The sequence below is a fragment of the Halomonas organivorans genome, assembly GCF_014192055.1.
Lineage (GTDB): Bacteria > Pseudomonadota > Gammaproteobacteria > Pseudomonadales > Halomonadaceae > Halomonas > Halomonas organivorans.
Map to the genome: position 1 here is coordinate 187,758 of NZ_JACHXM010000005.1, position 23,669 is coordinate 211,426.

Sequence of the window (23,669 nt, forward strand, 5' to 3'; positions counted from 1 at the left end):
TTAGTGGCTGGGCAACAGCTCGGCGGGCACCAGGTGGCTCAGGGTGCGGGCCGCCAAAAGCTCCCCTGCGGCCTCGATGTCGGGGCCGAAGAAGCGGTCACGGTCGTAGTAGGCAACGCGTTCGCGCAGCGCGTGGCGGGCTTCCTCCAGGGGGGCGGTGGTCGCCAGGCCCCGGCGGAAGTCGAGCCCCTGGCAGGCGGCCAGCCATTCGATGGCCAGGATGCCGCGCACGTTGTCGGCCATCTCCCACAGGCGCTTGCCGGCGGCCGGGGCCATGGAGACGTGGTCTTCCTGGTTGGCCGAGGTGGGCAGGCTGTCGACGCTGTGCGGATGGGCCAGGGCCTTGTTCTCGCTGGCCAGGGCGGCGGCGGTGACCTGGGCGATCATGAAGCCCGAGTTGACCCCGCCGTTCTCCACCAGGAAGGGCGGCAGCTGGGACATGTGCTTGTCCATCATCAGCGACACGCGGCGCTCGGTGAGCGAGCCGATCTCGGCGATGGCCAGCGCCAGGTTGTCGGCGGCCATGGCCACCGGCTCGGCGTGGAAATTGCCGCCGGAGATGATGTCGCCCTGTTCGGCGAACACCAGCGGATTGTCGGAGACCGCATTGACCTCGATGGCCAGCACCTCGGCCGCCTGGCGGATCTGGGTCAGGGCGGCGCCCATCACCTGGGGCTGGCAGCGCAGCGAGTAGGGGTCCTGGACCTTGCCGCAGTCGGCATGGGAGTCGCTGAGCTCACTGCGGCTGCCCAGCAGGTGGCGATAGGTCGCGGCGGTATCGATCTGGCCTCGCTGGCCGCGAACCTCGTGGATGCGGGCATCGAAGGGCGAGCGCGAGCTCAAGGTCGCCTCCACGGTGAGCGAGCCGCAAACCGTGGCCGCCGCGAACAGGTCCTCGGCCTCGAACAGGCCCTTGAGGGCGTAGGCGGTGGACACCTGGGTGCCGTTGAGCAGGGCGAGGCCCTCCTTGGGCGCCAGGGCCAGCGGCTCGAGGCCGGCCTTGGCCAGGGCCTCCCGGGCCGGCAGCCAGTCGCCGTCATGGCGGGCCTTGCCCTCGCCGAGCAGCACCACGCTCATATGGGCCAAGGGGGCCAGGTCGCCGGAGGCCCCCACCGAGCCCTTGAGCGGAATATGCGGGTAGACCTCGGCGTTGATCAGCGCGACCAGGGCGTCCAGCACCTCGCGGCGAATGCCGGAGAAGCCGCGGGCCAGGCTGTTGACCTTGAGTACCATGATCAGCCGCACCAGGTCGTCGCTCATGGCTTCGCCGACGCCGGTGGCGTGCGACAGCACCAGCGAGCGCTGCAGGTCTTCGAGCTGGTCCTTCTCGATGCGGGTCTGGGCCAGCAGGCCGAAGCCGGTGTTGATGCCGTAGACGGTGCGGTCCTCGGCGATCACGCGATTGACGCAGTCGACGGCGCGGCCGATCTCGGCGTCGGCGCTGGCGGGCAGATCGACGGTCATGGGGGCCTGGAAGACCTGGCGCGCCTGGGCCAGGGTCATCTTGCCGGGTTGGATCTCGAGATGGTTCATCTGACGTTACCTTGGATAGCCATGTTCGGAGGTTAGGTGGGAAGCGCTGATTCATGTCGCGAGCGAAGACAGGCTGGTTACCGCCGGAACGGAAAAGCCGGAGTTTACACGGCAGTAAATGAGGACTTTGAGTACCGCCGGGGACCAGCCTGTCGAGCGCAGCAATGAATCGGTGTTTCCCTAGACCATCGGCAGGTCCAGGCCATTTTCCCGCGCACATTCCTTGGCGATGTCGTAGCCGGCATCGGCGTGGCGCATCACGCCGGTGCCCGGGTCGTTGCGCAGCACCCGGCCCAGGCGGGCGTGGGCATCATCGCTGCCGTCGGCAACGATCACCACGCCGGCATGCTGCGAGTAGCCCATGCCCACGCCGCCGCCGTGGTGCAGCGACACCCAGGTGGCGCCGCCGGCGGTGTTGAGCAGGGCGTTGAGCAGCGGCCAGTCGGAGACGGCGTCGGAGCCGTCCTGCATGGCCTCGGTCTCGCGGTTGGGGCTGGCCACCGAACCGGAGTCCAGGTGGTCGCGGCCGATCACCACCGGTGCCTTGAGCTCGCCGTTGGCGACCATCTCGTTGAAGGCCTGGCCGAGGCGCGCGCGGTCCTTGAGGCCGACCCAGCAGATGCGCGCCGGCAGGCCCTGGAAGGAGATCCGCTCGCGGGCCATGTCGAGCCAGTTGTGCAGGTGCGGGTCGTCCGGGATCAGCTCCTTGACCTTCTGGTCGGTCTTGTAGATGTCCTCGGGGTCGCCGGACAGCGCCGCCCAGCGGAACGGGCCGATGCCCTGGCAGAACAGCGGGCGAATATAGGCCGGCACGAAGCCGGGGAAGTCGAAGGCGTTGTCGACCCCTTCCTCCTGGGCCATCTGGCGGATGTTGTTGCCGTAGTCGAAGGTAGGCACGCCCATGGCCTGGAAGTCGAGCATGGCCTGCACGTGCACCGCCATGGAGCGCTTGGCGGCCTTGACGGTGGCCTCGGGCTCGGCCTTGCCGCGTTCGACGTACTCGTCCCAGGTCCAGCCGGCCGGCAGGTAGCCGTGCAGCGGGTCGTGGGCGCTGGTCTGGTCGGTGACCATGTCCGGTTTCACCCCGCGCTTGACCAGTTCGGGCAGTACGTCGGCGGCGTTGGCGCACAGGCCGATGGAGATCGCCTTGCCCTCGGCGGTGTAGCGCTCGATGCGGGCCAGGGCGTCGTCCAGGTCGTCGGCCTGCTCGTCCAGGTAGCGGGTGCGCAGGCGGAAGTCGAGGCTCGACTGCTGGCATTCGATGTTCAGCGAGCAGGCGCCGGCCAGCGTGGCGGCCAGCGGCTGGGCGCCGCCCATGCCGCCGAGGCCGGCGGTGAGGATCCAGCGGCCGGCGAGCTCGCCGTCGTAGTGCTGGCGCCCGGCCTCGACGAAGGTCTCGTAGGTGCCCTGGACGATGCCCTGGGAGCCGATGTAGATCCACGAGCCGGCGGTCATCTGGCCGTACATCATCAGGCCCTTGCGATCCAGCTCGTTGAAGTGCTCCCAGTTGGCCCAGGCCGGCACCAGGTTGGAGTTGGCGATCAGCACGCGGGGCGCGTCCTTGTGGGTCTCGAACACGCCCACCGGCTTGCCGGACTGGATCAGCAGCGACTGGGTGTCCTCCAGGCGCTGGAGAGTCTCGACGATCTTGTCGTAGCACTCCCAGTCGCGGGCGGCGCGGCCGATGCCGCCGTAGACCACCAGGTCCTCGGGGCGCTCGGCGACGTCCGGGTGCAGGTTGTTCATCAGCATGCGCAGCGGCGCTTCGGTGAGCCAGCTCTTGCAGGACAGCTCGGTCCCGGTGGGGGCGGCAATCTGGCGGCTCGGGTCGTGACGCTTGTCGGTATCGGACATGCTCTTGTTCCTCGCAGGGTCTCGCGGTAAGGGGGCTGGCGGCCGGGGTGGCGGTTCAGCCGTTCAGGGTCAGTAGATGGACGAGCCGGGCCGCCGCCTTGGCGGTGCGGGCGTCCAGGTCATAGTCGGGGTTCAGCTCGGCCAGGTCGGCCAGGCGCAGCTTGCCGCTGTCGCGGATCGCCTCGAGCAGCGGCTCGAGCAGGGCCAGCGACACGCCGCGGGCGGCGGGGGCGCTGACGCCCGGGGCCTCGGCGGCGGGCAGCACGTCCAGGTCGATGGTCAGGTAGACGTGATCGCAGCGGGCGATGAAGCGCGCCAGGTCGCGTTGGAGGGCGTCGAGCCGGCGCGCATCGATGTCACGATCCTCGCGAACCAGCACGTCGAGCGACTCGGCGCGGGCGAACAGCGCACGGGTGTTGGCGGCGCGGCTGACGCCCAGGCAGGCGTAGCGGAAGGGCCAGCCCCGTTGCTGGCACTGCTCGGCGATCTGGGCGAAGGGCGTGCCGGAAGAGCGCACATGGGCCGGGTCGCGCAGGTCGAAGTGGGCATCGAAGTTGATGATGCCGATCCGTGGCCTGGCCTCTCGCGCCTCGAGGTGGCGGGCCAGGCCCGACCAGCTGGCGTAGGCCACCTCGTGGCCGCCGCCGAGCACGATGGGCAGGTGGCCGGCCTCGAGCAGCGGGGCCAGGCGCGCGGCGAGAGCGTCCTGGGCGGCCTCGAGGGCGTCGCCCTCGCAGCTCACGTCGCCGGCGTCATGGACCGGTCCTCGGCGGTGCCAGGCCAACGGCGCCAGGGCGCGACGAATGGCGGTGGGCCCGGCGGCGGCGCCGGTGCGTCCCTGGTTGCGGGCCACGCCGGCGTCGCTGGCGAAGCCGACCAGCACGGCGCCGGGCATGGCATCGGCATCGAGTGGACGCACGCGCTGGTGCCAGCGATCGCTGTCGGGCTCCGGGTCGGTGCGGCCCTGCCAGACGCGCATGTCGATGTCGGCGCCGTGGGGCATCTCGGTTCGAGGTTTCATGATCGCATCACTCCTGGCACTGGCCGGCGAAGACCCGCTGGCGCAGCCGACCCGGCTGGACGGCATAGGCGAGTTCGGCGGGCGAGTCGATGTCCCACACGCAGAGATCGGCGGGTGCGCCCTCGTACAGCCGTCCCAGGTCGCGACGGCCCAGGGCGGCGGCGCCGTGGGCGGTCATGCCGGACAGGGCCTCGCGCGGCGTGAGCCGGAACAGGGTGCAGGCCAGGTTGAGCATCAGCGTCGGCATGAACAGCGGCGAGCTGCCCGGATTGGCGTCGGTGGCCACGGCCATGGGGACGCCCGCCTCGCGCAGGGCGGCGATGGGTGGCAGTTGCGTCTCGCGCAGGGTATGGAAGGCACCGGGCAGGATCACCGCCACGCTGCCTGCCTCGCGCAGGGCGTCGACGCCGGCCTGGTCCAGGTACTCGATGTGGTCGGCGGACAGCGCGCCGTGGCGCGCCGCCATGGCGCTGCCGCCGAGGTTGGAAAGCTGCTCGGCGTGGGCCTTGATGGGCAGGCCATGGGCCTCGGCCGCCTGGAAGACCCGTTCGCACTGGGCCACCGAGAAGGCGATCGTCTCGCAGAACACGTCCACCGCGTCGGCCAGTCCCTCGGCGGCCGCGGCCGGGATCATCTCGTCGCAGACCAGGTCGATATAGGCATCGCTGTCGTGGCGATATTCCGGCGGCAGGGCGTGGGCGCCGAGCAGGGTGGTGACGATACGCACCGGCAGGGCCTCGCCGAGGCGGCGCGCCACGCGCAACATCTTCAGCTCGCCTTCGACGCTGAGGCCATAGCCCGACTTGATTTCCACCGTGGTGGCACCGTCGGCGATCATCGCCGTCAGCCGGGGCAGGGCGGCGGCGAACAGCGTCTCTTCGTCGGCATCCCGGGTGGCGTTGACGGTGCTCAGGATGCCGCCGCCGCGCCGGGCGATCTCCTCGTAGCTCGCGCCCTCGAGGCGCGCTTCGAACTCGTCGGCGCGGCCGCCGCCGAAGACGAGGTGGGTATGGCAGTCCACCAGGCCGGGGGTCATCACCCCGCCGCGGCCCATCTCGCGACAGCCGGCGGCTCGTGCCGCGTCGAGCGCGCGCATTGGCGTCAATTCGGCGATGCGCTCACCCTCGACGATGACCGCCATCGGCTCGGGGCAGGTGGCCAGCCCGTCGAAGACGGTGACGTCGCGCCACAGCAGGCGAGTCGGCGTGTCTAGGGTCATGGGAGGACCTCTGTGTGAGTTTGTATATACAAATGCTAGCCGATCCTTGTCGTTCCGTCACCCCTCTCCGGTCATCTTGAAAGTCATCGGCGGCTCTATGAGGGGTTTTAAAAAAAATATTTAAAATCATGTTGTTAAATTGATTTAAGCGATGTTGTTCGAGGTCGGGAAGCTAGGCTTATACCAAAGTATAAGCGAAAGAGGGGGCGGCGGATTGGCGTCACTAGGTCGGCATAATGTATATACATTGCATGGCGGCGACGCGTCGTCATCACAACGACAACCCAGGAGTGCAACATGGCTACCCCTCCCTCCGCTTCGACGCCGACGCGGCACCATTCGCCGGCCGTCGCGCTGAAACTTTTCGTTCCCAGCCTGCTGGGCGTGCTGATCTTCTTCGTGCCGCTGAGCCTGGGTGGCAAGACCACCATCCCGCTGGATCACATGGTCACCGGCGCCCGGTCGCTGCTCGGCGAGGCCAGCGGCTTCTATGCACTGGCGCTGATCGTGGCGGGCGCCATTTATCCGCTGTGGAAGGGCACTTGGCGACGCAGTGCGACCGACCTGGTGTTCACCGTGTTGAAGCTCGCCGGGATCGTCACGGCGGTGCTGGCGCTGACCGGCTGGGGGCCGGCCTTCCTGCACACGCCGGACATGCTGCCGTTCCTGTTCGACAAGCTGGTGATTCCGGTGGGGCTGATCGTGCCGATCGGTGCCATCTTCCTGGCGCTGCTGATCGGCTTCGGACTGCTCGAGCTGATCGGCGTGCTGGTCCAGCCGGTGATGCGGCCGATCTGGCGCACCCCGGGCCGCAGCGCCATCGATGCGGTGGCGTCCTTCGTCGGCAGTTACTCGATCGGCCTGCTGATCACCAACCGGGTCTATCGGGCCGGCGAGTACTCGGCCCGTGAGGCGGCGATCATCGCCACCGGTTTCTCCACCGTCTCGGCGACCTTCATGATCATCGTCGCCAAGACCCTGGACCTGATGAACGTGTGGAACGCCTACTTCTGGCTGACGCTGGGCATCACCTTCCTGGTCACCGCCATCACCGTGCGGCTGCCGCCGCTGGCCGGCATGGACGATACCAAGAGCGATCCCGAGCCCGAGGCGGAGTCCGGCAAGCGGTTCGCCACCGCCTGGCAGACCGGCCTCGACGTGGCCGCCAAGGCGCCGAGCCTGCCGGCCAGCGTGGCGCTGAACTTTCGCGAGGGGCTGGTGATGGCCATCAGCATCCTGCCGTCGATCATGTCGGTCGGGCTGGCGGGGCTGCTGCTCGCCAAGTACACCCCGGTGTTCGAGTGGCTGGGCTGGGTGTTCTACCCGTTCGTCGCCGTGTGGGGCGTGCAGGAGGCGGCCGAGCTGGCGCAGGCTGCGGCGGCGGGGCTCGCCGAGATGTTCCTGCCGGCGCTGTTGATGGGCGAAGCAGACTTCGTGGCGCGCTTCGCCACCGGCGTGGTCTCGGTGTCGGCGGTGCTGTTCTTCTCCGCCTCGATTCCCTGCATCCTGTCCACCAGTATCCCGCTGTCGGTGGGACGCATCGTGGTGGTGTGGTTCCTGCGCGTGGCGCTGAGCCTGCTGCTGGCGGTCCCGACCGGTTACCTGGTGCAGGGCCTGGGCGGATAGCTCGCCGGGGCCGCATGGCCCGGACAGGGAGGTCGTTGACGGCCGGGGGCGTGCGAGCGTCCCCGGCCGTTTGCTTGTCGGTGCACCCGGCGATATCGCGAACGTGCGGATTATTCTTTTAGCATGCTAAATAGTTTGCTATGATCGGCGGCCTTTTGTCGCGCCGCCGGCGCCGTCGGCGGCATTGAGTGATGTGTCAGGAAGCTTGTCGATGTCTCCCGATCAGAGTTTTGCGCGCTGGGTTCGAGTCGCGCTGGTGGTCTTCTGCGTGCTGTTCGTGTATTTCGTGGTGGCCGATACCTATATGCCGATGACGCCCCAGGCGAGGGTGCTGCGGCCCGTGGTGCGCGTTGCCCCGGAGGTCTCGGGGCGTGTCGGGGCGGTGGCGGTCACCAACAACCAGCGGGTAAAGCGCGGCGATGTGCTGTTCTCGCTGGACCGCGAGCCCTTCGATCTGGCGCTTCGCGAGGCGCGCCTGGCCCGAGAAGGCGTGGAGCGGGACAACGCGCTGATCGAGGCCGACCTTGCCGGGGCGCGGGCCGATCTCGAGGCGGCACGCGCGTCGGCCGAGGAACTGGCCGGCGAGCGCCGCCGTGCCGAGTCGCTGCTGGCGCGCCAGGGCATCTCCCGGCAGCGCGTCGACAGTATCGTGGCCCAGGAGCGCCAGGCCAGGGCGTCGGTGGACGCGGCCCTGGCGCGGGTCCGCCAGTTGGAAGTGAAGCTCGGCGACAGAGGTGATGGCAACCTGCAGCTGCGCCAGGCGAACAACGCCATCGAACAGGCGCAGTTGGATCTGGCGCATACCCTGGTACGCGCCGAGCGTGATGGGGTGGTGACCAATCTGCAGCTGCGCGAAGGCGACTACGCGTCCCGCGGACAGCCGGCCCTGGCGCTGGTCGGAGAGCGGCTCGACCTGGTCGCCGACCTGCGCGAGAAGAGCCTGCGCCATGTGCGCGAGGGCGAATCCGCGCGGGTGGTGTTCGATGCCCTGCCGGGGCGGGTATTCGAGGCCCGGGTGGCCTCGCGGGATGCCGGGGTCCGCGCCGGGCAGCTGGCCGCGGATGGCCAGTTGGCGGACATTCCGACCACCGATCGCTGGGTGCGCGACGCCCAGCGCGTGCGTCTGCATCTCGAGGTGCAGGATCCGCCCGCGTCGCTGCCCGTCAGCGGCGCGCGGGCCACCGTGCAGTTGCTGCCGGAGGCCAACCCTCTGGGGGCGCTGTTCGGCGGACTTCAGATCCGCCTGATGTCGTGGCTGCACTATGTCTACTGAGCAGGCAGCTACCGAGGGTGAACGTACCGGTGCCTCGCTCGCCGGGCTCGGTCACGGCGTGCGACGGCTGCTGGCGCGCACGCTGGGCCCGGTGCTGCCCCACCGCGGCACCGGCCAGCAGGAGACAGAGCCCGGCGAGTCGCGCTTCTCGGCCAACGACCTGCGCCAGTGTCTGCGCATCGCCTGCGGTGCCGGGCTTGGTTTCGTCGTCAGTCACCTGATGGGCTGGAACTACGGCGTCTTCTATACCGTCTTCCCGATGTTCCTGCTGGGCATGATCCCGGCGCTCAACGCCCATGTGATCCGCCAGTTCCTCGGCAACGTGTTCCTCAACCTGGTCGAGGTGACCCTGGTGGTCGGGCTGACCCAGCACCTGCCGGTGGTAATGACCGGGCTGGTGTTCCTGCTGTTCGCCACCCGCTTTCGATTGATGGCCAAGGGGCCGCTGTTCCTGTTCGGTGCCAACGGGGTGCTGACGCTGAGCATCCTGCTGCACTTCGCCAGCTACCCGTCCGTCGATCTCCTGGATCTGCTGGCCAATCACGTGACGGCCAGCGTGCTGGCGGTGGTCATCGCTGCGATGATGCATCTGGCGTTTCCCGACACGGCGGAGCGCCCGCGCCCGGCGGGCGCAGAGAAGTCGGCGGCCCTGGTGCGCCATCAGACGCTGATCGGCGCCTGCACGGCCACGCTGTCGTTCGTGGTGTTCCAGACGCTGGATCTGCGCGATTCGCTGTCGGCCCAGATGGCCACCATCCTGATTCTCTTCGCGCTGGGCTATCCCGGTGCCCGGCTGTCCGCGGTCAAGCGGGCCGTGGGTGCTCTGCTGGGCTGCAACCTGGCGATCCTGCTGCAGCTGATGCTGTTCACCCAGAGCGATCACCTGCTGCTGGTGCTGTTCAGCTACTGGATCGGGCTGATGCTCTTCGCGCGGATCCACCTGCTCGAGGGCGGGGGTTCGGGCGTCGGGTTCGGCGGCCTGACCACCCTGGGCATCCTGTTCGGCCAGTACCTGGGGCCGAACCAGGACTTTTTCTACGATGCTCTCTATCGCTTCAGCTCCATGAGCGTGGCGATGGCCATCACTCTGGGGGTAATGGCGGTGCTGCATCGCCTGCTCAATGCCTCGGCGATGACGAGGGCTCATGAGCCTTGAAGAGGCCAGGCGTCAGGCGGTATGCAGCGAGGAACGCAGCTTGTAGCGGTCGCCAGGGTGCAGAAGGCGGGCATAGCTGACCAGATGGTCGCCGGACCAGGTGCGCCGGATCATGCGCAGGCAGGGCTGGTCGGGGGCGATCTCGAGACGTTCGGCGGTGTCCGTATCGACCAGCACCGCTTCGACGACGTGTTCGACGTCGCTGATCGGGCAGGCCGCCTCCAGCACCTCGTTGGGGGTGTGGCGGGCGAAGTCGGTGTCGAGATAGTGGGGCACCCGGCGGGGATTGACGTAGCGGTCCTCCAATTGGATCGGTACGCCATTTTCACGATGGATGATCAGGGTGTGAAACACCCGCGTGCCGAGCCGCACGCCGAGTCGCATTGACACCTCGTCGCCGGCGTCCAGGGCCTCGGCGGTGAGCACCTGGCTGCTGTAGTCGTGTCCGCGGCTGGCCACTTCGGTGGCGATATTGTGGACTTCCACCAGCGAGGATTCCGCCTTGTGGTCGGTGACGAAGGTGCCGACACCGGGCTGACGGGTCAGGTAGCCCTGCTGGACCAGGTCGCGAATGGCCTTGTTGGCGGTCATTCGGCTGACCCCGAAATCCTTGGCCAACTGCTCCTCGGGGGGGATCTGGTGATGGGGGGCCCATTCGCCACTGCGAATCTTGTCGAGCAGGTGCTGCTGGATCCTGAGGTAGAGCGGGAGAGTGCTGCCCATGGTCGGCCGTGAGTCCTTCACTGGTGGGTCGGTAGTGCCAGACGCCGCCGGCCTGCTGGTCGGTCGAGTCGGTCGGGCGCCTGGACGTCAGTCTACCCGTGAGCGCGGCGCGAGGCATCCCGATGACGGCCGGCCTGGTGAGGCCGCGGTCCGGGACGCTATCATCGTGTGCCCATTCCATCATCGTCCCCGCCAGGAGCTCCGCCATGACCGACGCACGACTGCAAAGCCCCGCCGCGGCGCGTAACCGAGAGCCGATTCTCGAAGTGCTCGAGGCAGCGCTGCCGGGGCCGGCACGCGTCCTCGAACTGGCCGCAGGGAGCGGCGAACATGCCTGCCACTTCGCGGCCGCTCGAGCGGACTGGCAGTGGCAGCCCAGCGACCCGGCGCCAATGGCTCGTGCCTCGATCGATGCCTGGCGTCTGTCGACCGAGCTGCCGAACCTGGCCGCGCCACTGGCCCTGGATGCTACGGGGGACTGGCCGGCGGGGCCCTATGACGCGATCGTCGCCATCAACCTGTTGCATATCTCGCCCTGGGAGGTAACCGAGGCGCTGATGGCCCGGGCAGGGGAGCGGTTGGTGCCCGGTGGCGTGCTGTTCCTCTATGGCCCCTATCGGCGGGCTGAGTGCCCGACCGCCGCCAGCAACCTGGCCTTCGATGCCGACCTGCGTGCGCGAGATCCCCGCTGGGGCCTACGTGACCTGGCGGAGGTCACGGCGGTGGCCGAGCGGCACGGTCTGCGCCTGGAGCGGCTGGTGGAAATGCCGGCCAACAACCTCAGTCTGGTCTGGCGGCGGGATCCGGGCGATGAGGCCACTGGCTGAGCCTCACTCGGGCACTTCGCCCGGCTGGCGGTACTGCACGCCTTCGGCGCGCCGCTGCTCGTCGCTCTTGGTGTCATCCTGGGCCGGCACGCCCCAGACCGTCTCGCGATGGCCGTCGGGCCAGGTGTAGGTGGTGCAGCCAGCGAGGGTTGCCAGCAGGATAAGGCAGAGCAGGGTGGTCGGGGTGCGGCGTGACATGTCGGGCTCCAGTCGGTGGATGGCCCAGCCTATCAGACATGCTCCGGATCGTGGGTCCAGACAGAGACGCCGCTTTCTTCGCCGGGAATGCGCACCGAAAATTCGCCTGGGGCGAGGTACTCCACCTCGTGGCCGTCACGGGTCTTGAACAGGGTCAGGCCGCGGCTGATGGCACCGCCGTGCTGCAGGCCGTCGAGATCGGGGATGTCGCGATATTCGTCGATGACGAATTCGTTGCCCCGGTCGTCGAAGGCGATGTGAGTCCTCTCGTAGTGGCGCACGTCGTCACCTCGTCGATGATGTTTCCCCTTCAGTATCGTCACGGCCTAGCCGAAAGGCGAATGGTGTCGGAGCGGCATCGTCGGTAGCGTATGGTTCGATACAAACGTTTGAAACTGGAGACGACCATGCCCACTTCCCTGACCCCGGAGGTCCTCGCTCACTGGATCGCCGTTGCCGAGGCCAAGTTCGAGGCAGAGCAGGCCATCGCCCGCTATATCGGCTGAGGCCGTGGCCTGCCGTATTCTGCCGTCCGGGAGCCCTTGTGGCTCCCGGTTCGCTTTGGTGGTGACGCCTCGGGTTGCCTGGCCTTTCGTGCCGTGATGACACGGTCAGGGCCGATAGCGGGGGCGCTCAAGGACCGGCAGGCACTGCCTCCCGGGCATCCACGTCAGGCATCAACGCTTCGGGCCATCATCGGAGCGCCTGCGACCATGGCCCGAGCGGGCCCAGGCCATGGCGGCGATGGCCCGTTTGCCCGACTCGTCGGCATCGTCATGGTCCCTCTGGGCACGGTGAATCAATCTGTCGAGGGTTTCCAGGATCCTGGAGCGTGGCGCCGTTAGTTCCCCGTCAGGTTTCATGTGGTAAACCGATGAGTGGCTGCAGTGCAAGCAGACCAGGTGATACCGGTGCCGGCGGATTTCCGTCACCCGGAATTCATGCCACTCGCTCGTGGATGCCGCCCGCATCTCCGTCGTGCCGCACGGACACATCATTATCCAGCCCCCGGAGCATGGCTCCGGCGTCATCACGATTTCCTCCATGGACCTGCCCCCTGCGTGTGGTGTTGTTATCATATTGATGAGCAGAATAGGGTTGAAATCCAGTCTTTGCTGTAGGAAAAAGCTGACATGAATTTCCGAGTTTTCTAATCCTGTGCCGAGTCGATCATCGCTAGACTGTTTCGGCCTGCAAGTGCTACGGACCTCATCGCTCCGACGTCGAACCTGACCGACGCGTTTTTTGACACAACGAAAAACCGCCACCCGGCATGACCCGTAAGTGGCGGTTTCTCTTGATGTTCATGGTCGGAGCGACAGGATTCGAACCTGCGACCTTTGCAACCCCATTGCAACGCGCTACCAAGCTGCGCCACGCTCCGACGTTCTCGTTTTGGCGCTTCGCCGTGGGGCGTGACCCCCGAGAACGAGGCGTATACTAGCGCGTTCCCCGTGAAATGAAAACCCCTTTTTGCGCTTTCGTTTCAGAAACTTGGCCTCATGCGCCGAGTACTGCCGCGGTGCCTCTCGTTTTGCCAGAATGAAGGGCGACGCATTCAGGGAGAACGACGATGCCACTGATCTTGGGCATGAGCATGCTGCTGGCCTGCCAGATGCTGGGTGAGATGCTGGCGAGAGGGCTGACGTTACCGATCCCCGGGCCGGTGATCGGCATGGTGATCCTGCTCGCGGCGCTGATAGTGCGCGGCAAGGTGCCGGAGAGCCTGAGGGTCTCCGGCGAGGGACTGCTGCGCTACCTGACGCTGCTGTTCGTGCCTGCCGGTGTCGGATTGATGGTGCACGGTGCGCTGATCGGTCGCGATGTCCTGCCGATCCTGGTGACGCTGATCGTGTCCACCGCGCTGACGCTTGGCGTGACGGCCTGGGTGCTGTCACGTCTCCAGGGGCGCCTCGGCAAGGGTGATCGCTCATGAATGTCGCGCGGCTGGATCAGCTGTGGGTGTATCTGTCGGGCAATCCGCTGCTGTCGCTGTTGATGACGCTGCTGGCCTTCACGCTGGCGGTCCGGCTCAACAGGGCATTGGGGGGAACGCCGCTGTTGCATCCGGTGATGTTGGCCATTGCCCTGCTGATCGGCAGCCTGCTGCTGCTCGACATGGACTATGCCACCTATTTCGAGGGTGCCCAATTCATCCATTTCCTGCTGGGGCCGGCCACGGTGGCGCTGGCCATTCCGCTCTACGACCATCGCGAGCGAGTGCGTCGCCTGCTGGGCCCCCTGTTGCTGGCCTGCGTGACCGGCATCCTGACCGCCGTGGCCAGCACCCTGGGGTTGGCGCTGTTGCTGGGGGCGAAGCATGAAACGCTGATGTCGCTCGCACCCCGCTCGGTCACCTCGCCGATCGCCATGGGGATCGCCGAGCAGATCGGCGGCATCCCCTCCCTGGCGGCGGGGTTGGTGCTGCTGACAGGCGCCATCGGCTGTGCGCTGGGGCCGGCGATCTTCCGCCTGCTGCGCATCCAGGACCCGGCGGTCCAGGGCTTCACCATGGGTCTGGCGGCACATGGCTTCGGTACCGCCCAGGCGTTTGCCCGTCTGGGCGCCGTGGCGGGTGCCTTCTCGGGCCTGGCCATGGGCGTTACCGGCTTGCTTACGGCTTTCCTGCTGCCGTTGATCACGCATCTGCTGGGGTGGGGGTAGGGCACCGGGGGATACCCGGTGCCCGAACGACCTTGCGCCGGGAATCAGAGCTCTTCCCAGATGCGCTTGCGGAAATCCTCGGATAGCTCGGCTACCTTGCCCAACCGCTGAAGATGGGTGTGGGTGACGTCCCGGATGAGCTGATGATAGCGCTCGTGAAGTTCACGCGGATGCTTGGCCGGGTCCGTGCCATAGCCGCCGGTCATTCGTTCGCCGCTCTCGGCGAGGGCATGCAGGCATTGCGCCTCGAACTGCATGGCGTCCGCCAGACTTTCCATCCAGGCGAGCTGGATGCGGGCCATGGGAAGATTTCCCTGAAGCCATTGCTGGTTCCACCACTTGAGCATGGCGTCATTGGCTGGCGTTAGGGGCTCGCCGGGCACCCCCTCTTGCTGGGTCATCATGGGCCTCCTGTATCGCGCGGTGACAGGACGAGCGACGCCGACCGCGCGGGTCGCGTCGCCCACGAAGTATAGGTGTCCGCCTCGTTCCTGGCGTTGAGAATCGTTGCTGCCAACCGATTCCGTGACGCGGGTCAAGCCGGGTCGGGCGAGCCGAGGCGGCCTGGTCTAGGGTCATGGGTAGTCGGAGGGTGGAGAAACAGTATGTGGAACGTCATCAAGTCGGTGCTGGCGGCCTTCTTCGGTGTTCAGAAGGAGTCCCGGCGCCGCGAGGATTTCACCAGCGGGCGAGTGATGCCCTTCATCATCGCGGGCGTGCTGATGGCGCTGGTGTTGGTCGTGCTGATTGCCGTGGTGGCCTCTCTGGCGGCACGCTGATTCGGTCGACTAGCGTTGACAAAGCCGTTGGGGGAGGGTGATTGCCTCTTCAGGTCGACCAACGAACGGCTTCTATACTCGATCCAGGCAAGGCTAATACAACAGCGACGTTCAAGGAGGGGGCGATGCGCATGCGGCTCGTTCGGACGGCGGTAGGGATGGCCCTGACGGGGCCGTTCGAGGTTGTGTTGGCTAACGGCTGGAACATGCCGGTCGGCGTCACCGACCTGAGTCGCGACATCCACACCCTGCACATGGTGATCTTCTGGATCTGCGTGGTCATCGGGATCGTCGTGTTCGGCGCCATCTTCTACTCGCTGTTTCGCTATCGTCGCTCGCGCGGCGCCAAGGCTTCGCACTTCCACGAGCACACTACCGTCGAGGTCATCTGGACGGTCATCCCCCTGCTGATCCTGGTGGCGATGGCGATACCCGCGACGGCGACGCTGCGAGACATGTACGACGCCTCGGAAGCCGACATGGACGTGCTGATCACCGGTCAACAGTGGCGCTGGCGCTACGAATATCGGGGCGAGGACGTTGCCTTCATCTCGAGCCTGGCTACGCCGCGCGAGCAGATCGAGGGTCAGGCCGCCAAGGGCGAGCACTATCTGCGTGAGGTCGACCAGCCGCTGGTATTGCCGGTCGACCGCAAGGTGCGCCTGCTGATGACGTCCGATGACGTGATTCATTCCTGGTGGGTGCCCGACCTGGGCGTCAAGCAGGATGCCATGCCGGGGTACATCAACGAGAACTGGGTACGCATCAACGAGCCAGGCACCTATCGCGGCCAATGCGCCGAGCTGTGTGGGCGTGACCACGCGTTCATGCCGGTGGTCGTCGAGGCCGTGGAGCCCGAGCAGTTCGACAGCTGGCTGGCCGAGCGCAAGGCCGCCGCCGCCGAGGCCGCCATGGGGCTCGATCGCGAGTGGGGACTGGATGAGCTGATGGAACGCGGCGAGCAAGTCTACGGCACGATCTGCGCCTCCTGCCACCAGCCCGACGGTGGCGGCAGCCCGCCGACGTTCCCCGCTCTGGCGGGCAACCAGGCGCTGATGGACGATCGCGAGCGCCATATCGAGACCGTGATCAACGGCGTGTCCGGTGCCCCCATGCCGGCCTTCCGCAACACGCTCGACCCGGTGGAGATCGCCGCCGTGATCACCTACGAGCGCAATGCCTGGGGCAACGAGACAGGCGACAGCGTTCAGCCTTCGGCGATCGCCGAGCGGATAGCCGACTAGCCGCCGACCGGCGCGAGTACGAGACGCTAACCAGGGAGTATGACCATGGCTTCGCATCTGCCTCCCAAGTCCACCACGCAGCACAGCCAGCCCGCGACCGCCGGCGTGGCGAGCCAGGCGCATGCGACGCCGCGAGGTATCAAGCGCTGGCTGCTGACCACCAATCACAAGGAGATCGGCACCCTCTATCTGGTGCTGTCGCTGACGATGTTCTTCGTCGGCGGCCTCTTCGCCATGGTCATTCGTGCCGAACTCTTCCAGCCCGGGTTGCAGCTCGTCGAGCCCGAGTTCTTCAACCAGATGACCACCATGCATGGCCTGATCATGATCTTCGGGGCGGTGATGCCAGCCTTCGTCGGGCTCGCCAACTGGATGGTACCGCTGCAGGTCGGTGCCCCGGACATGGCCCTGCCGCGGCTCAACAACTTCAGTTTCTGGCTGCTGCCGGTGGCCTTCACGCTGCTGCTGTCGACCTTCTTCATGCCGGGAGGGGCACCCAATTTCGGCTGGACCTCCTACGCGCCGCTGTCGACCACCTATTCTCCGCCTTCCACCACCTTCTTCATCTTCTCACTGCACCTGGCGGGCATCAGCTCGATCCTCGGGGCCATCAACATCATCGCCACCATCCTCAACCTGCGGGCCCCGGGCATGCGGTTGATGGACATGCCGCTGTTCGTGTGGACCTGGCTGATCACCGCTTTCCTGCTGATCGCGGTGATGCCGATACTCGCCGGGGTGATCACCATGATGCTGCTGGACATCAATTTCGGCACCAGCTTCTTCAGTGCCGCCGGCGGTGGCGACCCGGTGCTGTTCCAGCACCTGTTCTGGTTCTTCGGCCATCCGGAGGTCTACATCATGATCCTCCCGGCCTTCGGTATCGTCTCGGTGATCATTCCCACCTTCGCGCGCAAGCCGCTGTTCGGCTATGCCTCCATGGTCTACGCCACCGCCTCCATTGCCATCCTGTCGTTCCTGGTCTGGGCGCACCACATGTTCACGGTCGGCTTGCCGCTGGTGGCCGAGCTGTTCTTCATGTACAGCACCATGCTGATCGCGGTGCCCACCGGGGTGAAGGTCTTCAACTGGGTGACCACGCTGTTTCGCGGCTCGATCACCTTCGAGCCGCCGATGCTGTTCGCCCTGGCCTTCGTGGTGCTGTTCACCATCGGCGGTTTTTCGGGGCTGATGCTGGCCATCTCTCCGGCCGACTTCCAGTACCACGATACCTATTTCGTGGTCGCCCACTTCCACTACGTGCTGGTGCCCGGCGCGGTCTTCGCGATCATGGCCGGCGTCTACTACTGGCTGCCCAAGTGGACCGGCCACTACCCGAACCTGCGGCTGGGCCAGTGGCACTTCTGGCTGTCGGTGATCGGCGTCAACCTGACCTTCTTCCCCATGCACTTCGCCGGGCTCGCCGGCATGCCGCGGCGCATTCCCGACTACGCGCTGCAGTTCGCCGACTTCAACATGGTGACGAGCCTCGGCGCCTTCATGTTCGGGGCCTCCCAGCTGCTGTTCGTGGCGGTGATCGTGATGTGCATCCGGGGCGGCGAGAAGGCGCCGGCCAAGGCCTGGGAGGGAGGCGAGGATCTCGAGTGGACGGTGCCGAGCCCGGCGCCGCTGCACACCTTCGAGACGCCTCCCGATTTCCAGCCCCGGCAGCACTGAGGTCGGCGCCTGAGGGGCGTCGGCACAAGGGGCGAACATGAGCGGTGGCAGATGGCGTGGGCCGGTGACCCGCTAAAGGAGGTGGAGCATGAGCGGTGGCAGCTACTATGTCCCCGTTTCCAGCAAGTGGCCGGTGCTGGCCTCGCTGGCAATGGGCGCGATCATGGCCGGTGCCGGCACGCTGCTGGTGTTCGGACGCGCCGGGGTGCCGGTGATGGTGATCGGCCTGCTGGCGGTGCTGGCAGTGATGACACTGTGGTTTCGCGACGTCATACACGAGTCGCGCAGCGGGCTCTACGATGCACGCATGGATCGCTCCTTCCGCTGGGGCATGGGCTGGTTCATCTTCTCTGAGGTGATGTTCTTCGCCGCTTTCTTCGGCACGCTCTTCTACGTGCGTACCTTCGCCCTGCCATGGCTTGACGGCGAGGGCGCCAAGGGCGTGGCGGCCCTGCTGTGGCCAGATTTCACCGCGTCGTGGCCGCTGCTGGAACCGCCGGACAAGGCCATACAAGGTCCCCACGAGACCTTCTCCCCCTGGCACCTGCCTCTGGTCAATACCCTGATCCTGGTCAGCTCGAGCATCACCCTGACGGTCGCTCACGAGGGGCTCAAGGAGGGCTACCGCACCACGGCTCGGCACTGGTTGACCGGCACGGTGCTGCTCGGGACCTGCTTCATAGCCATCCAGGGGTTCGAGTACCACGAGGCCTACACCCACTACGGCATCACCCTGCAGGCGGGCATCTACGGCGCCACCTTCTTCCTGATGACCGGCTTCCACGGCCTCCACGTGATCATCGGCACCATCATCCTCATCTCGATCCTGGGACGGGTGATACGTGGTCATTTCTCCCGCGACGATCACTTCGCCTTCGAGGCGGCGGCCTGGTACTGGCACTTCGTGGACGTGGTATGGATCGGCTTGTTCACCTTCGTCTACGTCTTCTGAGTGGCTTCGTGCCGTTGGCCAAGCCTCTCAGCCACCCAGGTTGCCGATATAGAAGCCGTACAGCAGCAGTGCCAGCAGCAGCGTCGCCAGCGCGACACGCAGCTTGAGGGAGATGAGGACGCGCCGCGAGCGTCCCCCGTCCTTGATCAGGAAGCCGGCGCCGGCGGCGAGGCTCGCCACCATGGCCAGGAAAACGAGGGCAATCAAGGTCTTGAGTAGCATCACACACTCCGTGAAAGGGGCCGCCGCAAGACGTGGGAGCGGCCGTCGCCTGGGGCTCTGGATCCTGTGCTGGAGCCTGGTGGTAGCGCTCGGCATCGGTCTAGGACTATGGCAGTGGCAGCGTGCCGCCGACAAGCGCGAGCTGCTGGCACGATACGCCGAGGCGCCGCGCCTGGAGGATCCCGTCACGATGCCACCCGAGGGGACGCGATTGACCCTGCATGGCAAGTACCTCGGCGAAGAAACCCTGTTTCTCGACAATCGTACGCATGACGGCCAGCTGGGCGTTGCCGCCCTGACGCCGCTGCGCGGTGATGACGGTCGCCTGTGGCTGGTCGAGCGGGGCTTCATGGCGACGGGGCCCCGTCGGACGACGCCGACCGTCGATACGCCCCGAGGGCCGGTGACCGTGTTCGGGCGTTGGCAGGTCGCCGGAGAGACGGCCCCGGTGTTCGGCCCCAATCGCGAAGGGCAACGCCTGCAGCGCATCGCCCTGGAGGCCTGGCCCGGGCTCGGCGGTTTCGCCCATGCCGGCTGGATGCACCTCGAGTCCGGTCCCGGCCATCTCGAGCCCTGGTGGACCCCCAATGTGCTGCCGCCTTCACGACATCTTGCCTATGCCTTCCAGTGGTGGGGCCTGGCCCTCGCCGCGGTGGTGGTGATGATCCTGGGCGGTCGGCGGTTGGCCCGCGATCGTCATGCGTCGTCTTCTGGTCAAGAGGAGTGAGCCCATGCCCGTCAACTCTCCCGCCTCGTCGCGTTTGAAGCTGCTCGCGCTGTTTGCGGTGTTCCTGCTGCCCATGGCGGTGGCCTGGGGCATGGTCGAGTGGCGGTGGGGCATCCCTGAGGGTCGTACCGCACATGGACGCCTGACGCCCGATCTGCCGCCGCTTGCCGACTGGCCGCTCAGCGGCGTCGCCAAGCAGGGCGAGGACGACTGGCTGCTGGCCTTCGACTGCCCAGCGCCTTGCGGCGAGCAGGCCGACCGCTGGTGGCGCCTGCACCGTGCCCTGGGACGGGATGCCCACCGTGTCAGTCGGCTGCGGCTCGGTGGCCCCGGCGCGGCCTTGCCCGGCGCGGCGACGGCTGAATGGACGGAAGAGGCGACGTGGCGGGCGCCGGGGCGCCTGTGGGTGTTCGACCCCCGAGGCAAGCCGGTGCTCGAATACGCGTCCGAGGTCGAGACGTCACTGGTTCTCGAGGATCTCGAGCGCCTTCTCAAGCGTAACCCCGCGCCCCCTGATGCGCGCCTGCACCGGGAATGAGGAGGGTCGATGATGCGAGACGACACGCTGCGCCGGGAACTGCGCCCCGTGCTGTGGCTGAGCCTGGCGGGGGCGGGGTTCTGCGCCCTGGTGGTAATGGCCGGGGCCGCGACCCGGCTGATGGATGCCGGCCTCGGCTGCCCGGACTGGCCGGGATGCTACGGCGCGCCGCTGGTACCGGATGCCGAGGGAGCCTTGGCCCACAGTCCGGGGGTTCCGCTCGAGGCGACCAAGGCCTGGATGGAGATGATGCACCGCTACCTGGCAGCGGCGCTGATCGCCATGGCGCTGCTGCTGATGGCGCTGGGACGGCGGCTGCGCCAGCGCTGGACAGGCTATCCATGGCGCCCGACCCTGGGGCTATTGGCACTGCTGATGGTACAGGGCGCCTTCGGCGCCTTCACGGTAACCTTCAAGCTGTGGCCCCAGGTGGTGACGTTGCACCTGCTGGGCGGTCTCTCGGTCATGGTGCTGTTCCTGTGGCTGCACCTTCGCCTGCGCCGACTGGCCTCGGGAGCGCCTGCCGTCATGCGGCCTCGTCGCCTCACGCTGCTATGGCAGGTCACGCTGCTCGCGCTGGTGCTCCAGTTGGCGCTGGGCGGCTGGACGTCGAGCAACTATGCCGGCATTGCCTGCCAGGGGTTCCCCACCTGCAATGGGCAGTGGGCCGCGCCCATGGACTGGGGGGAAGGCTTCCACCTGACCCAGGCGGTGGGCCCCAACTATCTGCACGGCCAGTTGCACGCCGAGGCGCGCAGCGCCATCCAGGTGGGCCACCGGCTGGGCGCCGCGCTGCTGCTGACCTGCCTGCTGGCGCTGGCCTGGCGTCACTCCCGCGATCGGGCGATGCGCCCCTGGCTGGCGCTGGCGGTCGGCAGTGGCCTGGCCCAGGCGGCGCTGGGAATCGCCAACGTGCTGCTGTGGCTGCCGCTGTGGCTAGCCTTGATGCATACGGCCGGTGCGGCCCTGCTGGTGATCTGTCTGTCGCTGGCGATCTGGCACTGGCGCTGGCCGTCCATGGTCGTGGCCCCGCATGTCGGCCGAGAGGAGTGGGTGCATGTCTGAGGGTGTGACGATGCGGTCGTTGGCCGCCGGAGGGGCTCCGCGCTGGCGGGATCTGTTGAGCCTGTGCAAGCCGCGCGTGGTGGCGGTGATGCTGGTCTGCAGCCTGGTGGGCATGCTGCTGGCGCGGCCCTTGCCGTCTCCCGATGCGGTGTTCTTCGGCCTGCTGGGCATCGCGCTTGCCGCCGGCGGGGCCGCGGCCTTCAATCACGTGGTGGACCGACGACTGGATGCGCTGATGCTGAGGACTGCCTCTCGCCCGCTGGCCAGTCGGCGGCTGTCGACCACGCTGGCGCTGGGCTGGGCCACGTTGCTGTCGGTGGTGGGGATCGCGCTGCTGCTGTGGCGGGTCAATGCTCTGACGGCCTGGCTGACCCTGGGCTCGCTGATCGGCTATGCGCTGGTCTATACCGCCTTTCTCAAGCGGGCCACGCCTCAGAACATCGTCATCGGTGGGGTGGCGGGAGCGGCCCCGCCGCTGCTCGGTTGGACGGCGGTCAGCGGCCAGCTCGGGCCGGAACCGCTGCTGCTGATGCTGATCATCTTCGCCTGGACACCACCGCACTTCTGGGCCTTGGCCATTCACAAGCGCGACGAGTATGCCCGGGCCGAGGTGCCGATGCTGCCGGTGACGCACGGCGAAGCCTTCACGCGCCTGCAGGTCTGGCTCTATGGCTGGCTGACGGTCGCCGTGACCCTGCTGCCGTTCGTGATCGGCATGAGCGGGACGCTGTACCTGGTCGGGGTCATGGTCCTCAATGCGCGTTTCATGGTCTGGAACTGGCGGGTCTGGCGGGGGCGGGATCCGAAGGCTCCGCTGGGAGCCTTCTGGTTCTCGATTCGCTACCTGCTGGGGGTGTTCGGCGTACTGCTGCTGGATCACTACGCGATGCTCTGGCCGACCTGAGGTCGCCTCCTCACCAGAACAGCATCACCAACGGGTAGGCCAGCAGGCTGACCAGCAGGGTGCCGATCAGGTTGAGCGCGAAGCCGGCCCGGATCATCGACTGGATGCGCATGTGCCCGGTGGCGAAGACGATGGCATTGGGCGGTGTGGCCACCGGCATCATGAAGGCGCAGCTTGCGGCAATGGCGGCGGGGACAGTGACCAGCAGCGGCGAGATGTCCAGCGACACGGCCAGGGCACCGAGCAGCGGCAGGAAGGCCGCGGCGGTGGCGGTGTTCGACGTCACCTCGGTGAGGAAGATGATCACCAGCACCACCACGCCGATCAGGGCCAGCAGCGGGAAAGTGCCGAAGATCTCGAGGCGCTGGGCGATCCACTCGGCGAGCCCCGAGCGGCTGATCGCGCCTGCCAGGGCCAGGCCGCCGCCGAACAGCAGCAGGATGCCCCAGGGCAGCGTCTGGGCCGCTTCCCAGGTCATCAGCCGCTCGCCCTTGCCATTGCCCTTGCCGGCGGGTACCAGGAACAGCGCGACCCCGGCGGCGATGGCGATCCCGGTATCCGACAGCCAGTCGAGGCCGGCCTGGTTGAGCAGCGGGCGACAGACCCAGGCCACCGCGGCCAGCAGGAAGATCATGCCCACGCGACGTTCGGCGGCGCTGGTGCGGCCAAGGCGCTGCAGTTCGCGCCGTACCAGGTCGGTGCCCTCGTCGCTGCCTTGCAGGGTGAAACCGCGGCGGGTCAGCCACCACCAGGCACAGGCCATCATCGCCAGGCTGATCGGCAGTCCGACCAGCATCCACTGGGCGAAGCCGAGATCGATGCCGCGGCTGTCGGCCAGGTAGCCGGCCAGCAGCGCATTGGGCGGCGTGCCGATCAGGGTAGCGATGCCGCCGATGCTGGCGGAGTAGGCGATGGCCAGCAGCAGGGCGGTGGCGTAGCGGGCGAGCTCCTCGGGATCGCTGTCGTCGAGCAGGCTGATCACCGACATGCCGATGGGCAGCATCATGATCGCCGTGGCGGTATTGGAGACCCACATGCTGAGAAAGCCGGTGGCCAGCATGAAGCCGCCGATCTGACGCCGTGGGCGGTGGCCGACCACGCGCAGCACGTGCAGCGCAATGCGCCGATGCAGGTTCCAGCGCTGCATGGCAATGCCCAGCAGGAAGCCGCCCAGGAACAGGTAGATGATCGGGTTGGCATAGCTGGATGCCGCCTCGCGCATGTCGCCGAGCCCCAGCGCCGGAGCCAGCACCAGCGGCAGCAGCGAAGTGGCGGGGATCGGGATCGCCTCGGTCGACCACCAGGTCGCCATCAGCAGCGCCAGGCCGGCACAGGCCCAGGCACTCTCGCTCATGCCGGCGGGAGGCGCCACGAGCAGGGCCGTCAGCAGCCACAGCGGGCCGAGTACCAGGCCGATGCGAGCGGCATGGGAAGGTCGGGATTCGGACGCAGTCATCTTGGCTCCTT

The 23,669-nt window shown here is 67.2% G+C and carries 24 protein-coding genes and 1 tRNA gene; 14 read left to right on the plus strand and 11 right to left on the minus strand.

Features of this window, described 5'->3' with window-relative positions:
• The 4 genes from hutH to hutI form a co-directional block, all read right to left on the minus strand.
• On the minus strand, window positions 1–1,533 hold the full coding sequence (gene hutH / locus FHR96_RS07760; RefSeq protein ID WP_183387098.1) for a histidine ammonia-lyase: 1,533 nt from the start codon (window positions 1,531–1,533) through the stop codon (window positions 1–3).
• 180 nt (window positions 1,534–1,713) lie between these two features.
• Window positions 1,714–3,387 (minus strand): urocanate hydratase, encoded by a 1,674-nt coding sequence (hutU, locus tag FHR96_RS07765; protein WP_183387099.1) that lies wholly within the window; start codon window positions 3,385–3,387, stop codon window positions 1,714–1,716.
• Window positions 3,388–3,442: 55 nt separating this feature from the next.
• Window positions 3,443–4,408, minus strand: coding sequence for a formimidoylglutamase (gene hutG / locus FHR96_RS07770; protein ID WP_246392852.1), 966 nt, complete (start codon window positions 4,406–4,408; stop codon window positions 3,443–3,445).
• A 7-nt stretch (window positions 4,409–4,415) separates the two neighbouring features.
• On the minus strand, window positions 4,416–5,627 hold the full coding sequence (gene hutI, locus FHR96_RS07775) for an imidazolonepropionase (RefSeq protein ID WP_183387100.1): 1,212 nt from the start codon (window positions 5,625–5,627) through the stop codon (window positions 4,416–4,418).
• Window positions 5,628–5,924: 297 nt separating this feature from the next.
• On the opposite strand from hutI, the gene FHR96_RS07780 reads away from it, so the two are divergent.
• The 3 genes from FHR96_RS07780 (at window position 5,925) to FHR96_RS07790 (ending at window position 9,682) form a co-directional block, all read left to right on the plus strand.
• Entirely contained in the window at window positions 5,925–7,253 is a 1,329-nt protein-coding gene (locus tag FHR96_RS07780; RefSeq protein ID WP_183387101.1) for a YjiH family protein, read from the plus strand.
• A 211-nt stretch (window positions 7,254–7,464) separates the two neighbouring features.
• The gene (locus tag FHR96_RS07785; RefSeq protein ID WP_183387102.1) at window positions 7,465–8,526 is read left to right on the plus strand and encodes an HlyD family secretion protein; all 1,062 of its coding nucleotides are present in this window, start codon (window positions 7,465–7,467) and stop codon (window positions 8,524–8,526) included.
• The gene (locus FHR96_RS07790) at window positions 8,516–9,682 is read left to right on the plus strand and encodes a DUF2955 domain-containing protein (protein ID WP_183387103.1); all 1,167 of its coding nucleotides are present in this window, start codon (window positions 8,516–8,518) and stop codon (window positions 9,680–9,682) included. The genes FHR96_RS07785 and FHR96_RS07790 overlap by 11 nt, the downstream gene beginning before the upstream one ends.
• Window positions 9,683–9,694: 12 nt before the next feature.
• On the opposite strand, the gene hutC is transcribed toward FHR96_RS07790, so the two are convergent.
• Complete coding sequence (gene hutC, locus FHR96_RS07795; protein ID WP_183387104.1) at window positions 9,695–10,405, minus strand: histidine utilization transcriptional repressor HutC; 711 nt, start codon at window positions 10,403–10,405, stop codon at window positions 9,695–9,697.
• Between the two features lie 206 nt (window positions 10,406–10,611).
• Here hutC and FHR96_RS07800 point away from each other — a divergent pair, with 206 nt between their 5' ends.
• A complete protein-coding gene (locus FHR96_RS07800) occupies window positions 10,612–11,232 on the plus strand; it encodes a DUF938 domain-containing protein (protein ID WP_183387105.1) in 621 nt (206 codons plus the stop codon).
• A 3-nt stretch (window positions 11,233–11,235) separates the two neighbouring features.
• Here the strand turns inward: FHR96_RS07800 and FHR96_RS07805 are convergent, their stop codons facing one another.
• From FHR96_RS07805 to FHR96_RS07815, 3 genes are all read right to left on the minus strand, one after another.
• A complete protein-coding gene (locus tag FHR96_RS07805; protein ID WP_183387106.1) occupies window positions 11,236–11,430 on the minus strand; it encodes a hypothetical protein in 195 nt (64 codons plus the stop codon).
• Window positions 11,431–11,462: 32 nt separating this feature from the next.
• A complete protein-coding gene (locus tag FHR96_RS07810) occupies window positions 11,463–11,711 on the minus strand; it encodes a hypothetical protein (RefSeq protein WP_183387107.1) in 249 nt (82 codons plus the stop codon).
• A 1,026-nt stretch (window positions 11,712–12,737) separates the two neighbouring features.
• Window positions 12,738–12,814 (minus strand) — tRNA-Pro (locus FHR96_RS07815).
• Between the two features lie 189 nt (window positions 12,815–13,003).
• Here FHR96_RS07815 and FHR96_RS07820 point away from each other — a divergent pair.
• Complete coding sequence (locus FHR96_RS07820) at window positions 13,004–13,366, plus strand: CidA/LrgA family protein (protein WP_183387108.1); 363 nt, start codon at window positions 13,004–13,006, stop codon at window positions 13,364–13,366.
• Window positions 13,363–14,094, plus strand: coding sequence for an LrgB family protein (locus FHR96_RS07825; protein WP_183387109.1), 732 nt, complete (start codon window positions 13,363–13,365; stop codon window positions 14,092–14,094). The genes FHR96_RS07820 and FHR96_RS07825 overlap by 4 nt, the downstream gene beginning before the upstream one ends.
• A 44-nt stretch (window positions 14,095–14,138) precedes the next feature.
• Here FHR96_RS07825 and FHR96_RS07830 read toward each other — a convergent pair whose 3' ends face one another.
• The gene (locus tag FHR96_RS07830) at window positions 14,139–14,498 is read right to left on the minus strand and encodes a hypothetical protein (RefSeq protein WP_183387110.1); all 360 of its coding nucleotides are present in this window, start codon (window positions 14,496–14,498) and stop codon (window positions 14,139–14,141) included.
• Window positions 14,499–14,699: 201 nt separating this feature from the next.
• On the opposite strand from FHR96_RS07830, the gene FHR96_RS07835 reads away from it, so the two are divergent.
• The 4 genes from FHR96_RS07835 (at window position 14,700) to FHR96_RS07850 (ending at window position 18,746) form a co-directional block, all read left to right on the plus strand.
• The gene (locus FHR96_RS07835) at window positions 14,700–14,873 is read left to right on the plus strand and encodes a DUF2970 domain-containing protein (protein ID WP_183387111.1); all 174 of its coding nucleotides are present in this window, start codon (window positions 14,700–14,702) and stop codon (window positions 14,871–14,873) included.
• 125 nt (window positions 14,874–14,998) lie between these two features.
• Entirely contained in the window at window positions 14,999–16,117 is a 1,119-nt protein-coding gene (coxB, locus tag FHR96_RS07840; RefSeq protein ID WP_183387112.1) for a cytochrome c oxidase subunit II, read from the plus strand.
• Between the two features lie 45 nt (window positions 16,118–16,162).
• On the plus strand, window positions 16,163–17,794 hold the full coding sequence (ctaD, locus tag FHR96_RS07845) for a cytochrome c oxidase subunit I (RefSeq protein WP_183387113.1): 1,632 nt from the start codon (window positions 16,163–16,165) through the stop codon (window positions 17,792–17,794).
• A gap of 88 nt (window positions 17,795–17,882) precedes the next feature.
• Entirely contained in the window at window positions 17,883–18,746 is an 864-nt protein-coding gene (locus FHR96_RS07850) for a cytochrome c oxidase subunit 3 (protein ID WP_183387114.1), read from the plus strand.
• Between the two features lie 27 nt (window positions 18,747–18,773).
• Here FHR96_RS07850 and FHR96_RS07855 read toward each other — a convergent pair whose 3' ends face one another.
• On the minus strand, window positions 18,774–18,968 hold the full coding sequence (locus FHR96_RS07855; protein ID WP_183387115.1) for a DUF2909 family protein: 195 nt from the start codon (window positions 18,966–18,968) through the stop codon (window positions 18,774–18,776).
• Here FHR96_RS07855 and FHR96_RS07860 point away from each other — a divergent pair.
• Genes FHR96_RS07860 through cyoE form a run of 4 tightly spaced genes read left to right on the plus strand, consistent with a single transcriptional unit; the run spans window position 18,958 to window position 22,202 of the window.
• Window positions 18,958–19,695, plus strand: a complete 738-nt coding sequence (locus FHR96_RS07860; protein ID WP_246392854.1) for an SURF1 family protein — start codon at window positions 18,958–18,960, stop codon at window positions 19,693–19,695. The genes FHR96_RS07855 and FHR96_RS07860 overlap by 11 nt on opposite strands.
• Window positions 19,696–19,699: 4 nt before the next feature.
• A complete protein-coding gene (locus FHR96_RS07865; protein ID WP_183387117.1) occupies window positions 19,700–20,233 on the plus strand; it encodes a hypothetical protein in 534 nt (177 codons plus the stop codon).
• A gap of 9 nt (window positions 20,234–20,242) precedes the next feature.
• Window positions 20,243–21,298 carry a COX15/CtaA family protein gene (locus FHR96_RS07870; RefSeq protein WP_183387118.1) on the plus strand — a complete coding sequence of 352 codons (1,056 nt, stop codon included), beginning with the start codon at window positions 20,243–20,245 and terminating at the stop codon, window positions 21,296–21,298.
• A complete protein-coding gene (cyoE, locus tag FHR96_RS07875; RefSeq protein ID WP_221195739.1) occupies window positions 21,291–22,202 on the plus strand; it encodes a heme o synthase in 912 nt (303 codons plus the stop codon). The genes FHR96_RS07870 and cyoE overlap by 8 nt, the downstream gene beginning before the upstream one ends.
• Before the next feature lie 10 nt (window positions 22,203–22,212).
• On the opposite strand, the gene FHR96_RS07880 is transcribed toward cyoE, so the two are convergent.
• Window positions 22,213–23,658, minus strand: a complete 1,446-nt coding sequence (locus tag FHR96_RS07880; protein WP_183387119.1) for an SLC13 family permease — start codon at window positions 23,656–23,658, stop codon at window positions 22,213–22,215.
• Between the last annotated feature and the right edge of the window lie 11 nt (window positions 23,659–23,669).